Source organism: Aquisphaera insulae (assembly GCF_011064615.1).
Classification (GTDB): domain Bacteria; phylum Planctomycetota; class Planctomycetia; order Isosphaerales; family Isosphaeraceae; genus Aquisphaera; species Aquisphaera insulae.
The window spans coordinates 78,053-90,757 of the sequence record NZ_JAALJH010000020.1 but is presented as its reverse complement, the minus strand read 5'-3'; the positions used below and the strand labels follow the sequence as shown (position 1 = coordinate 90,757).

The window sequence follows — 12,705 nt, the reverse complement described above, 5'->3', positions numbered from 1 at the left end:
ACCTGGGCGCAGGGTGGGGCTAGCTTGATCGTGAGTCCAGGATCCCCTCGGTCCCTCAGCCAAGGAGTCGCATCGATGACCGACGACACGAGCCGGCCGGAAGAATCCGAGTCCCAGCGCGATGCCTGCGAGCGTTTGTCCCGGCGTGACTTCGTGCGAGGGGTGGGGGCGGGGCTCCTGGGGGCGGCGGTCCCCGGGCTGGGCCTGAACGTCGCGGCCCGGGCGGCGATGAGCCTGTCGAGGTCGGCGCCCGAACGGACCAATCCCGCGGAGACGGCCGTCGCCCGGTTCTACAAGAGCCTGACGAAGCCTCAGCGCGAGGCGATCTGCTTCCCGTTCGATCACAACCTGCGGTCGGTCGTGAAGAACAACTGGAACATCGTCAAGCCGTCGATCCGCGACCTGGACAAGGAGCAACAGGCCCTCTGCCGCGAGATCATGAAGGGGCTCTCCAGCGAGGACGGCCACGAGCGGTTCATGAAGCAGATGAAGGACGACTCGGGGGGCTTCGACGCCTATCACGTCGCCGTCTTCGGCGAGCCCGAGAGCGAGAAGCCGTTCGAATGGGTCCTCACCGGCCGTCACGACACGCTCCGCGTCGACGGCAACAGCGTCGCCGGCGCGGCGTTCGGCGGGCCGATCTTCTACGGCCACGCCGCCAACGGGAACTTCGACGAGGACGCGAAGCACACCGGCAACGTCTGGTGGCCCCAGGCCGAGGCCGCCAACAAGATCTTCTCCACCCTGGACGACGCGCAGCGCAAGCTGGCCCTCCGGGACGACGCCGAGGCCGACGACGCCGACACGGTCCGCCTCAAGGGCAAGGCCCTCCCCGCCACCGGGCTCTCGATCGGGACGCTCGACGGCCAGCAGAAGCAGATGACCCGCGCGCTCGTGGACACGATGCTCGCGATCTTCCGGGACTGCGACGCCGCCGAGGTCCGCCAGTGCCTCGATGCGAGCGGCGGGGTCGACTCGCTCCGCCTGACCTTCTTCAAGGAGGACGACCTGGGCGAGGACCGCATCTGGGACATCTGGAAGCTCGAGGGGCCGGCCTTCTCCTGGTACTTCCGCGGCGCGCCGCATGTCCACGCCTGGCTCAACGTCGCCCGCCTGGCCTGAGACGCGGATGGATGCGGCCTGAGAATTCCCGAGGTCCCCGCGATACCTCCGGTCCTCCGCGGTGTTCAATGCCCCATGCTTCGAGGGCGTGACGTCCTCGAGGAGGATCGGGGGCTCGCGGGGATCGTCCTCGGTCGCCTTGCGCGCCGAGGAGCCTCGGGCCCCTGAGGGGATGATCCGTCACCGTTCGTCCGAGTGAACGCCCGCCACGTCCGCGGGCGCGGGCTCTCCCCGCGCGTGAACAGGATAAACAATGATCATTCTTTCGCTTGCCGACCGGGGCACCGGCTCGGGAGGAGTGAGACGCCATGCGCCGACTGGGACAGGGGATCGCGTCCGCCTTGACGGCGTGCGTCCTGCCCGCGGGACTGTTCTTCCTCGCCCACCTGGCGATCGAGCGGTGCGGCGACGTCGATCCCGGGATCGGCCCGGCGAGTCGCGGCCCGGCCGTGCGGGAGATCCACGTGACATCCGGGATCGTCGAGCTGGCCAGGCGGAAGCGCGTCTATCGCTCGCACGAGGAGTTGTGCCGCGCGATGGAGGGGATCCACGCGACCGGCGACTGGTACAGGCTCGTGTCCATCGAAGGGCACGATGGCGGACCTGGGATCGGCCCCCAGGACCCCGTCTTCCCCTACTCCGAGCCGGAGCAATTCTATCGGACGCTCGCCGTACTCGAGACGATCGTGCCGGCGCATCCCGGGAGCGGGCGATTCCTCGAGGCGAAGGTCTCGAGCGTCCCGAACGGGCGGTCGACGCCAGCGCCGGCGCGGTGAATCGACGACAGGGCGTACCACGGTTGGTCCGCCGAGCGGCGGTTCCCCTCGGCCCCGGGGGGGACCGCCCTTCATGGGCCGTCCCGGAACTCGATCACCCTTCGCCGCTCCGCCTCGACATGTCGCCGGATCAGGCCGAGCAGCTCCTCGACGGGATGATGATCCTCGATGATCGTCACCTGCCGCTCGGCCAGCGGAACCCCGCCCGGCTTGTAGGAGACCCGGAACGATCCGTCCCGCTCGGCCGTCCCGACCACGATCGCGTAGTATGGGCGCTTCTCATCGCCCGTCGGCTTCGAAGTGCGGATCCTCAGGGTCAGGTCGGGGCCGGCCGCCTTGAGAGCCAGGCCGATGCCGGAATCCGCCTTCAGCTCGCCCCTCAGCCTGGAGAACAGGTCGACGAGGATCTCCTCGGTTCGATCCATAGATATCCCTTCCATCCGCACAAGGGTTGATGTGTTCGCCGATCCCTGGCCTTCGAGCATCGTATCCGATCGCCGCGACGCGGGCGACTGGATTCCGCGGGCGGGAGAAATCAAGAATTCGAACGGATTATCCTATCTTTTAGTTCCAATCCTTGATACTCTCCGGTTGGTTGGTCTGACGACCGAGTGGCTCCGCCGGCTCTTCGCGATCCTGTCGTTGCTCCTCTCCTTCGCCGCTCCCGCCGGGCGGGCTCCCCTCGAGCCCCCCTTTCGCCTCGACCCGGGAAGCCTACACGGGTCAGCATCCTCGCCTTTCGGAGTGTCACTTGTCTAAGAAGCTGTACGTCGGCAACCTGAGCTACAACGTCAATGAGTCCGACCTGGAGGCGCTGTTCGCGCCGTTCGGCGCCATCCAGAGCGTCCAGGTCGTGGTCGATCGCGACACGAACCGATCGAAGGGATTCGCCTTCGTGGAGATGACCTCCGACGGCGAGGCCGATGCGGCCATCGAGGGGCTCAACGGCCTGGCCCACGGCGGCCGCAACCTCACGGTCAACGTGGCCAAGCCCCGCGAGAATCGCCCGTCCGGCGGCGGCTATGGCGGCGGCGGCGGCGGTCGTCGTTATTGACCGCGCCCGCCCGGCCTCCCGCCGTGGAGATGCGTGTCGGCCGGCTCCTCCGTGGTGCCTCGCCGCGGGATCATCGTCCGCATGGCAAGCCATCCCCGCATGAGCACGGCCGAAATCGGGGCCTTCCGGAGGAACGCCGATGCACACCTACCCGTCGGATGAGCTGCAAATCTCGGACGTCGAGCGGGGCCGACGCTGCGAGGCGGTCGTGCCTTCGCCCCCCGGCGCCTCGCTCCAGGTCGGCGACTCGGTCCTCTTCGCCCTCTCCTCGTCACGCCCCGGTGAGGAGCCTTGCTACGTGAGGGGGGGCGACTCGGTCCTCGTCTCGCTCACCGCGGTGACCGATCTCGGCATGACCGACCCCATCTCCGGCGATCCCCTGGTCCAGATCGGCTGGACCGCGCCGCGACCCGACGCCCCCCAGCCGCTTCCTCGACGATCTCGACGGCCGAGGTAGTGCCTGCCCCATGGGGCCCCTCGATTACCGCTCGGAAAAGGTAGGGGAGGCGGATTCCGGCTCTCACACCGACCGAAGGGGAAACGGGAATGGGCCTCGAGGTCGCTGCGCACGGCATGGCATAGCCCCTTAGCTGGAAGGCAGAGACGATGCTCCCGAGACACTATCACAACCCGCCAAACCCGGTCTCCACGAGAATCCGCTGTCCCATCTGCAACCAGCCCGTCTACTCGCAAGCGGGTATCCACCCCCAGTGCGCGGTGCGGCAGGCCGATCCCCCCCGGTTGAAGTCCAAGGGGTCGAAGTTCGCCCCTCCTTCATCGCTCACCGACACGGAGATCCCCTGAGCACCGGCCTCCCGGGGGCCTGCCCCGAAGGCCACCCCGGAGGATCGAGCCGGCTCGCGATCTCGCCGATACTCACGAACGCTCGCCGCGGCCGAGGCCCCGTGAGCGGACGTACCAGTCGAGACCATGCGGCAGGGGATCCGCCGCGTACTCGAGATGGATCACCCGCCGATGCCCGGGGCCGGTCCCGGACGATGACGCATGGACCAGCAGGGGCCGCATGACGACCACCCCGCCGGCGTCCACCAGGCAATCCGCGGCGATTTCGGGAGCGCGGGCCGCCCATCGGAGCAGGCCCTGGGTGTCCAGCTTCCCCTCGCGATGGGAGCCGGGGAGCACGCGCATCGGGCCGTTCTGCGGGCCGCAGTCGTCCAGGTGGAGCCGCACGGTGATCATCCGCTCGAGGAGCCCCGCCGGGGCGATCGCGTGGGGGATCCCGGCCTTCAGGGTCCACGGGCCGAACCCCTCCGCCTCGCGCAGGGCGCGGACGGCGATCGTCGTGTCCTGGTGCCAGGGCAGGTTCCAGTTCGTGGTCGGCGTCTTGTCGAAGAAGATCCCCCGGACCGCGAAGGCGTCCTCGCCGATCACCGCCCGGGCCAGGTCCAGGAGGGGCGGCGAGGCGGCGAGCTGCGCCACCTCGGGAGAGCGCCAGAGGAGGTCGCGGACGCCGTAAGTCTCGCCCCCTCGCTCGAGGACACCCGGCCCGCCCGTCTCCAGGTAGGGCATCGCCCGTTCGATCAGCCCCGCGGCGGCCTCGGGTGAAAAGACGCCTTCGATGACTGTGTAACCGTCATCAATGATGGCCTCCTTCCAGTCAAACCGGACGGCCGACTCGTTATCTCGTGCGAGTCTTTCCATGCGTGATCCTTCGCGACACCCACGACGCTCTTATCGACTCCAAAGGGAAGGGTACTGGCGGCATGGAGTGGCGAGGGAGGCCTCTCTTGGCGACCGGATCGTGGGACTCATGCCTCCGGATCTTTACTCCATCTTACGGGCCTGCCTTCATGCTCCGGCAACCTGTCTCCCCTGACGAATTCGACCGTCACCGAGGAGCTGCCCGCCGATCTCCATCTGCCCGCGATCGGACACCTCTCCGCCGTCTTGGCGCCGATCAAGATGGCCACAAGCTCAAAGACCTGTGTCGATGGATTGACGCAAACCGCGGCATTCTGCGAGTGGATGTGATGGAGATCGATCGCCAGCGCCTGGTCACAAGCCAGCATCAATCGATCGGACAATCGCTCGAACACATCCTGATCGGTCTTGTCGTATGGAAACTTGCAGACGCCCTTCCACTTCCGGTCGAGCACCTCGATCACCGAAGCACAATTCCGGAAATGGCTCCGCGACGCCTTCTCGAAGTGGCACAAGAGCCAGTACTCGAAAGAGGGGCAAGAATAGACGATATCGATTCCATTCTTCTTCGCCAGACGATTGGCTTCCGGAAGTTCCGATGCACGACCGGGTCCCTCCGTGTCCAGCAAGAGGAACGCCCGATCGCCGCGATCTGGGTCAGGCTTGAACTCCTTCCGCTTCTTGATCGCGTTTTCCACGATGTTCCGCGCACTGCCGCCTTTGCCTCGCTTCACGACGACAGAAGTCGCGGTCGACTCCAGTTCTTCCTCAAGCGCATTACGAAATCCGACGAAATAGTTGTATTCGGTTTCGCGCCCCTCGCCCACGATCAGGATGCGACGATTGAGGCGCCGATTCATCGGGGGTCGAGCTCCAGAGGCTCGGCGTCCACGGGCACGTCTTCGAGCGTGGGGCCGAATTGCGGCACGCCACCGAATCGCCCGTCCAGGTACTGCTTCTCCAGATTGGCATCCGACCTCGCCGTATCCTGATACTCGTCCAACCGCCTCGCCGCGCTTCGGCCGAAGCGGCTCTTCTTGCAGATCATGATCTGATCCCGGCGCAACAGCCTGTTCATCAGGTGGGTATCGTGCGTCGTGAACAGGATCTGATTTCCCGCGTTGTTGAAAGTTCGACCATGTACGACGCGGAGTAGTCGTCGGACAAGGGCCGGATGCATACTCGCGCTCAGTTCGTCGATGCAGATCAGGCGCCGCCGCGGGCTGGGATGGAGGATGGCGGCTATCAACGCCACGAACCGAAGGGTCCCGGACGACTCCTGCCGCCTTCGAAAGATGGTCTCCGAACCATCCCGCGCCGCATGCTGGAAGGAAAGCCCCGGCCGGACGCCCTCTTTCCATTCCAGCTTGCTGCCCGATTCCAAGATCACTGGCTCGGCCACCTTCTCATCGACGACCCGCAGCCGCCGAATTCCCGTGTCCGCGTCCCTCATGAGACGCTCCACCATCTCAGCGAAGGCCGGGTTCTCCCTCAGCAGCCTAGCGGTCGTCGTCAGCATCGCATCCTCTGAGTAAGGATTTCGATGCATATCATAGAATTGAAGGTCTTCATCAAACCATTGCATGATCCGAGACGCAACAGCATGACCCATCGACGATAGCTTCCCCAGCATGAGGCGGTTGCGGGGAGTCTGCTCGAGGACAGATCTACGCGTGAGGTCCGTCCCGAGATCTTCGTGAAGTGAGGTTATGTACATCCTCTTATCGGGATCCCAACGGCGCTCGATCAGGATCTTCTCCGTCGCCTTACGGCTCGGCTGTTTCGACACTCGCTGCGTCCTGAGCGTCTCGCTCCAGACTCGATCGGCCGTCGCGGAGACATCGAGAGTATAGCGATCCCCCTCCAGGTCGACGACCAAGGCCACACGCGCTGGCTTCAACGACGAGGATCTATCGAGAGCGAACGGCTCGAAGTGGGGAATCTTCGCGGTGGGCTTCTGATCCTGGCTGCTGAAGAGAACGAAGGAGCTCAACGCATGGAGCGCGTCCAGGACCGTCGTCTTCCCGCATGCATTCAGGCCGTATAGGGCCATGGATTTGACGAAACGCTCGCCATTCCGATGTCTGAGCAAATTCCCTGGGAGTTGCGACGTCGTACCGGCCGCGAAGCCGATGGTCATCGCTTCGAGGAAAGATTTGAAGTTCTCGATCGTCAGTTCAATGATCATGATCCCCCATCTCCTCTCATCGACAAGTCTACTCCGGGCGGCGTAGATTTTCTACGGCCAGTAGAATTCGCCGGTGAGATCCATCTCCCGTCCAGCGAAATCGAGACACTCCGACGCCCGCCATCTAACTTGGCGCTGCGTACGCTCCGGTCACGACCCTTGGACCCTTCTTCGGAGTCGGTTTTGGTGCGATTGGCAAGGGAACTGCATATTGCTCGCTACGCATCCCGTCCCCGGGCCCGTGTCCGTCGTGCGGAGGAGACCGCGGTGGCCGAGAATGAAGCGAGCCGCTTTGCCGACCCGTTCAAGCTGACGATCATCCTCTTCTCATCGATCGCCTTCATGTATTTCGCGGGAGAGGTCCTCAAGCCCCTGGCGCTGTCCATCCTGCTCAGTTTCGCGCTGGCCCCGGGCGTCCGCCTGCTGGAGAAAGCCGGGCTGCCGCGGACGGCGTCCGTCGTCTTCATGGTCCTCCTCAGCCTGGGGCTGCTCGGCGGGATCGGGTTCGTCGTGGGGCAGCAGTTGACGTCGCTGGCGGCGAAGCTCCCGGAGTATCAGAAGAACATCGAGAGCAAGCTCAGCGGCGCGGGCGTCTTCCGGGAGAAGGGGAAGGAGACGACCGCGGAGAGGCTCGAGAAGATGGCCAACGAGGTCACGGCCAAGATGGAGGCTCCCGCGGTCCCCGACGAGCGAGGCCAGGTCCCGATCCAGAGGGTCGAGGTGGTCTCGCATCCGTCGTTCCAGGAACGGCTCTCCTCTTATGTCGGCCCATACCTGGAGTTCCTCGGCGTCGGCAGCTTCGTGCTCATCCTGGTCCTGTTCATGCTCATCGGCCGCGAGGAGCTGTCGGACCGGATCGTCGCCCTGTTCGGGCACTACCACGTCACGCTGACCACACGGACGATGCAGGAGATCGGCCAGCGGATCAGCAAGTACCTGGGCATGTTCTCGCTGATGAACGCCGGTTTCGGCCTGGTGATCTGGCTGGGGCTCAAGGTGATTGGTGTCCCTTATGCGGAGCTCTGGGGGTCGCTCGCGGCGATGCTCCGATTCATCCCCTACGTCGGGCCGGCCGCCGCATTCGTGCTGCCGGTGGTCTTCTCGTTCGCCTACTTCCCCGGCTGGCGGCAGCCGCTGGAGGTGATCGCCCTCTTCGGCGTGGTCGAGACGGCGCTCAACAGTTTCCTGGAGCCGGTCGTGTATGGGAAGACCACGGGCGTCTCGGCGCTCGGGCTGCTCGTCGCGGCGATGTTCTGGACGTGGCTCTGGGGGACGATGGGGCTGCTCCTCTCGACGCCCCTGACGGTCTGTCTGGCGGTGATCGGCAAGTACGTCCCGGTGCTCTCCTTCTTCTCCACCATGCTCGGCGAGGAGACGGAACTCGAGCCGGACGTCCGCTTCTACCAGCGGCTGGTGGCCCTCGACCGGGAGCGGGCGATCGACGTCGTCGAGGGGGCGCTCAAGAAGCGGCCGCGGGCGGAGGTCTTCGACGAGGTCCTGATCCCGGCGCTGGCCCGGGCGGAACGCGACGCGGCCCGCGAGGAGCTGAACGACACCGAGCGCGAATTCGTCTGGTCGGTGGTCGGCGAGATCCTCGATTCGCTCGAGGGCCGGCCCGACTATAGCCTGAGCACCCGGGGGCTCGTCCCTCAGGGGGAGGAGGCGTCCGTGGAGAGCGACGGTTCGCCCTGTGTGGTCGGCCTGGCCGTGGAGAACACGTCGGATGCCCTGGCGCTGCGGATGCTGGGCCAGCTCCTGGCGGCGGGGGGATGCCGGATGGAGGTCCTCGCCTGCACCGACTCGTCCCTGCACGTGGCCGAGCGCGTGGCCGAGGAGGCGCCGCGGGTCGTGGTCGCCTCGGTCCTGCCGAAGGAGGGCCTGGCGCTGGGCCGCTACCTCGTCCGCCAGTTGCGGGCGAGGTTCCCGGACATGCCGCTGGTGCTCGGCCGCTGGGGACACGCCGACGAGGCGGGCGACGGCCCCGGCCCTGGCAAGGGCCGCGAGCGGCTCTCGGAGCTCGGGGCCACCAGGGTGGTGGACACGCTGGCCGAGGCCCGGGAGCGGATCTTCCAGATGGTCAATCCCGAGCTCAGGGAGAAGGCCGTCGCGTCGGCCCCACTGCCGGCCTGAGCGTCATTCTCGCCGAACAGACAGCCCTCGTCCTAGGAACGGATCAGATACGGAAGCGAAGGGAGAGCCGCCATGTCCACGCCGGGGACCATCACCATCGATCGCGCCTGGATCGCCGCCGAGCTCGTCAAGAGCCTGGACGTCGAGAAGGGGCTGGCGGCGAGCGCCGAGGACCGCGCGGAGGCCCCCCCGGAGCCGGGGCTCGGGGTCCTCTATCACGAGATCGCCGAGGCCGATGAGCGGCACGCGCGGATCATCGAGACCGTCGCCACCCGGTACGGCCACACGCCAAGCCGCGCATCCGGGGGCAAGGTCGGCAAGGTCTGGGACCAGATCAAGGACAAGGTCGGCAAGCTCGCCTCCGGCCCGCTCGACCATCTCGGCGCCGACCTCGACGCGAAAGCCCACGAGATCCACCGCCTGACCGCCTGGTCGAAGGCCCTGGCCGCCGTCGGCGACTCCGAGGGCGCCCGCGATGTCGCCGCCATCCTGACGGAAGAGCAGGCCCATCGCGATGCTCTCCAGGATGCCTATAATCGGCTCCTCCAGCAGCGCTGCACGGCGATCGAAGATGCGGTAAAGGAAGAGGCTCCGGTCGGAGCGGACCCGGCACCGGCCACCTGAAACCTCGCGTCCTCAGCCCCCCGCCTCGCCGATCAGGTCCACGATCGTGTTCAGGAACGTCTGGTCGTGGAAGCTGCTCTTGGTCAAGTAAACGTTCGCCCCCACGTCCAGGCCGCGGATGCGGTCCTCCTCGCGGTCCTTGTACGAGACGATGATCACGGGGATGGACCGGAGACGTGCGTCTTCCTTGATGTGGGAGACGAACTGGATCCCGTCCATCCGGGGCATGTCGATGTCGCTGACCACCAGGTCGTAGCGGTTCGACCGGACGGCGTTCCAGCCGTCGACGCCGTCCACGGCGATGTCCACCTCGTAGCCGCGGTTCTCCAGGAGCTGGCGCTCGAGCTCGCGGACGGTGATCGAGTCGTCCACGACCAGGATCCGCTTCGGGCCCCTCGACTCGGCGGCGGCGGCGACCTCGGCGGCCAGGTTCTTGATCCGACGGCCGGTCAGGAGGTTGTCGACCGACCGGATCAGGTCCTCGACGTCGATGATCAGGACCGGCCAGCCGTCCTCCAGCACCGAGGAGCTGTTCAGATTCGGCACCTTGCCGAGCCTGGGGTCGAGCGGCGCGACCCGGAGGTCTCGCTCGCCCAGGAATTTATCCACGACGACGCTGAACCGGTGGCTGCGGTCGCTGGCGACGACCACCGGGAGGGTGCCCCTGTCGCGAGCGGAGGCCGGCAGCTCGAGGATCTGGGCGGCCTCGACGAGTCCCACGGGCTGGCCGTCGAGGAGCATGTGCGGCTTGCCCTCGAGCTCGCGGATGTCGCCGCGGTCGAGCATCAGGATGCGGTCGATCCGGTTGAGCGGGAAGGCGTAGGGCTCGCCGGCGATCTCCACGAGCAGCGCCCGGATCACCGAGACCGTGAGCGGGAGCTGGAGGATGAACCGCGTCCCGGCGCCGAGCTGGCTGGAGACCCGGACCGAGCCGCGGACGGCCTGCACCATGCTCTGGACGACGTCCAGGCCCACGCCCCGGCCGGAGATCTCCGTCACCGCGTCCTTGGTGGAGAAGCCCGGCAGGAAGAGGAAGTCGAGCAGCTCCGCGTCGTTGAGCCGGGCCGCGACGGCGGCCGTCGTCAGCCCCTTCTCCACGACCTTGGCGCGGAGCCGGTCCAGGTCGATGCCGCGGCCGTCGTCGGCGACGATGATCTGGAGCATGCCCGCCCGGTGGCGGGCCTCCAGGCGGATCGTCCCGGCCGGATCCTTGCCGGCGGCCCGGCGGGCGTCGGGCATCTCCAGGCCGTGGTCGAGCGCGTTGCGGACCAGGTGATTGAGCGGGGCCTCGAGGCCGTCGAGGATGTCGCGGTCGACGCCCGTCGTTTCGCCGACGACCTCGAACTTCGCCTGCTTGCCGAGCTGCTTGGCCACGTCGCGGACGAGCCGCGCGAAGCCGCGGATGCCGTCGGCGAACGGCCGCATCCGGCTGGCCAGCACCTCGTGATGGAGCCGGCCGGAGAGGTCCTCGCTGCCGCGGGCGAACTCCTCGATCGTCTCGAGCGTCGCCCCCAGCCCCTCCATGCACCGCGAGGCCTGCCCCCGCGCCGTGGCCAGCAGCTCGCGGTCGGCCGCGGGCAGGGCGTCGCCGGCCTCCGAGAGCCGGTCCTCCAGCCGCTGGAGGGTCTCGAGCAATCGCGACTGCCGACTCTTGAGGTTCAGCAGCGAATCGACGAACGGCCGGAGCCGCCGCGTCTGGACGAGGGACTCGCCGGCCAGGCCCATCAGCCGGGTCAGGCTCTCCGCCGTCACCCGGACCACCCGGTCGGCCGGCTCCGCCTGGGCTGCGGCGGGGCTCGGTGCGGGCGAGGGCTTCGGGGCGGGTGCCGGGGCCGGGGCCGGTGCCGAGACCGGGGTGGCCTCGACGACGGGCGGCGGGGCGGGGGGCGCAGGCTCGGGCTCCGGCTCCGGCTTCAAGGCCGGCGCGATGGGCTCGGGAGCTGGTGCCGGTGCGGATGGCGGGACCGGCTCCGCGGACATCCCCTGCTCGATCTTCGCGAGCTCGGCGGCGAGTGTCTCCACCTCGCCGGCGCGGGCGGCCTGCCAGGGCTCGATCTCGGGCTCGGCGACCTTCGAGATCTGGGAGAGGAAATCGACCCCGCGGAGCAGGACGTCGATGTCCGGAGGCGAGAGGGTGATGGCCCCCTTCTGGGCGGCGACGAGGCAGTCCTCCATCGCGTGGGCGACGCGGACGGCGGCGTCCAGGTTGACGATCCGCGCGGCCCCCTTGAGCGAGTGCGCGGCGCGCATCAGGGGCTCGATCGTGGCCGCGGTCGCGCCGCCGCCTTCGAGCGCGACGAGGCCCTCGGAAAGCACGGTCAGGCGCTCCTCCGCTTCCATGCGGAAGAGGTCCATCATCGAGAAGCTGCTCAGGTCGTCGCTCATTCGCCGAGACTCCGGAGCGCGGCGAAGACCCGCGGCTCGTCCAGGAAGCTGACGCTGCGACCTTCCCACGAGAGGATGGCCTGGCTGAAGCTGACCTCGGCGTTGGCCAGGCTCGACGACACGCCCAGGACGTGGGCCTTCGCCAGCCGATGCACGCCCAGGACCTCCTCGGCCGCGAAGACCCAGGTCTCGGACCGGGCCCGGTCGCGGAGGACCACCAGGCGCGACCGCGCCCCGTCCTGCTCGTCCGACCGCGCGACGCCGAGCAGGCCGTGGAGCGAGATGCAGAGCTGAAGCTGGCCGCGAAGGTTCACGAGCCCCCGGAGGATGTCATCGGAACGGTGCGGGATCCGGTGCACGGGGCGGGGGCTCGTCACCTCGGCCACGGTGGTGGTGCGGAACGCCAGCCATTCCTGGCCCAGGCGGAAGATCAGGACGCTGAGCAGGTCGCGCCCGCCGGCGGTCAGCTCGGCGTCGTCCCCGGCCTCGTCCCCCTCGGTCCCGGGGGCGGCGGCGCCGCCTAGCCACCGCGTCCACTCGGCGAGGTAGCCCTCCGGCGCGTTGCGGTCGAAGAAGGTCCGGGCCGCGGAGGCGAAGACCGGGCAATTGCGGCAGTGGACGTGGACCTCCAGCTCCGGGCAGCTCTTGTCGCCGGACGTACCGATCACGTTCCAGCAATCGGCGCCCGGCAGCGGGACCACGCGAGCGGCGGATGCGGACGATGCGGACGACCCGGGCCCGCGGGCGTCGTGACGGTCGGTCAT

12 protein-coding genes are annotated in these 12,705 nt (G+C 67.7%); 6 read left to right on the top strand and 6 right to left on the bottom strand.

Annotated features, from left to right (window positions below):
* Positions 1-75 precede the first annotated feature (75 nt).
* Positions 76-1,122, top strand: a complete 1,047-nt coding sequence (locus G6O54_RS13625) for a DUF3500 domain-containing protein (RefSeq protein ID WP_165226147.1) — start codon at positions 76-78, stop codon at positions 1,120-1,122.
* Positions 1,123-1,430: 308 nt separating this feature from the next.
* Positions 1,431-1,898 carry a hypothetical protein gene (locus G6O54_RS13620; protein WP_165226145.1) on the top strand — a complete coding sequence of 156 codons (468 nt, stop codon included), beginning with the start codon at positions 1,431-1,433 and terminating at the stop codon, positions 1,896-1,898.
* 71 nt (positions 1,899-1,969) lie between these two features.
* Here the strand turns inward: G6O54_RS13620 and G6O54_RS13615 are convergent, their stop codons facing one another.
* Entirely contained in the window at positions 1,970-2,323 is a 354-nt protein-coding gene (locus G6O54_RS13615) for a hypothetical protein (RefSeq protein ID WP_165226143.1), read from the bottom strand.
* Between the two features lie 326 nt (positions 2,324-2,649).
* On the opposite strand from G6O54_RS13615, the gene rbp reads away from it, so the two are divergent.
* Positions 2,650-2,952 (top strand): RNA-binding regulator, encoded by a 303-nt coding sequence (rbp, locus tag G6O54_RS13610; protein ID WP_165226141.1) that lies wholly within the window; start codon positions 2,650-2,652, stop codon positions 2,950-2,952.
* Positions 2,953-3,091: 139 nt separating this feature from the next.
* Positions 3,092-3,409 carry a hypothetical protein gene (locus G6O54_RS13605; protein ID WP_165226139.1) on the top strand — a complete coding sequence of 106 codons (318 nt, stop codon included), beginning with the start codon at positions 3,092-3,094 and terminating at the stop codon, positions 3,407-3,409.
* A 419-nt stretch (positions 3,410-3,828) separates the two neighbouring features.
* On the opposite strand, the gene G6O54_RS13600 is transcribed toward G6O54_RS13605, so the two are convergent.
* The 3 genes from G6O54_RS13600 to G6O54_RS13590 all read right to left on the bottom strand — a co-directional run bounded on the left by G6O54_RS13600 (position 3,829) and on the right by G6O54_RS13590 (position 6,802).
* Complete coding sequence (locus G6O54_RS13600; RefSeq protein ID WP_165226137.1) at positions 3,829-4,614, bottom strand: phytanoyl-CoA dioxygenase family protein; 786 nt, start codon at positions 4,612-4,614, stop codon at positions 3,829-3,831.
* Positions 4,615-4,721: 107 nt separating this feature from the next.
* Positions 4,722-5,474: an RloB family protein gene (locus G6O54_RS13595; protein WP_165226135.1), complete on the bottom strand. Its 753-nt coding sequence runs from the start codon at positions 5,472-5,474 to the stop codon at positions 4,722-4,724.
* Positions 5,471-6,802, bottom strand: coding sequence for an AAA family ATPase (locus G6O54_RS13590; RefSeq protein WP_165226133.1), 1,332 nt, complete (start codon positions 6,800-6,802; stop codon positions 5,471-5,473). The genes G6O54_RS13595 and G6O54_RS13590 overlap by 4 nt, the downstream gene beginning before the upstream one ends.
* A gap of 267 nt (positions 6,803-7,069) precedes the next feature.
* Between G6O54_RS13590 and G6O54_RS13585 the strand changes: the two genes are divergently transcribed.
* Positions 7,070-8,932: an AI-2E family transporter gene (locus G6O54_RS13585; protein WP_250846877.1), complete on the top strand. Its 1,863-nt coding sequence runs from the start codon at positions 7,070-7,072 to the stop codon at positions 8,930-8,932.
* 72 nt (positions 8,933-9,004) lie between these two features.
* The gene (locus tag G6O54_RS13580; protein WP_165226129.1) at positions 9,005-9,556 is read left to right on the top strand and encodes a hypothetical protein; all 552 of its coding nucleotides are present in this window, start codon (positions 9,005-9,007) and stop codon (positions 9,554-9,556) included.
* Between the two features lie 12 nt (positions 9,557-9,568).
* On the opposite strand, the gene G6O54_RS38525 is transcribed toward G6O54_RS13580, so the two are convergent.
* On the bottom strand, positions 9,569-11,941 hold the full coding sequence (locus G6O54_RS38525) for a hybrid sensor histidine kinase/response regulator (protein ID WP_261357716.1): 2,373 nt from the start codon (positions 11,939-11,941) through the stop codon (positions 9,569-9,571).
* Positions 11,938-12,705 carry a chemotaxis protein CheW gene (locus G6O54_RS13570; RefSeq protein ID WP_165226127.1) on the bottom strand — a complete coding sequence of 256 codons (768 nt, stop codon included), beginning with the start codon at positions 12,703-12,705 and terminating at the stop codon, positions 11,938-11,940. Before G6O54_RS13570 ends, G6O54_RS38525 begins: the two co-directional genes overlap by 4 nt.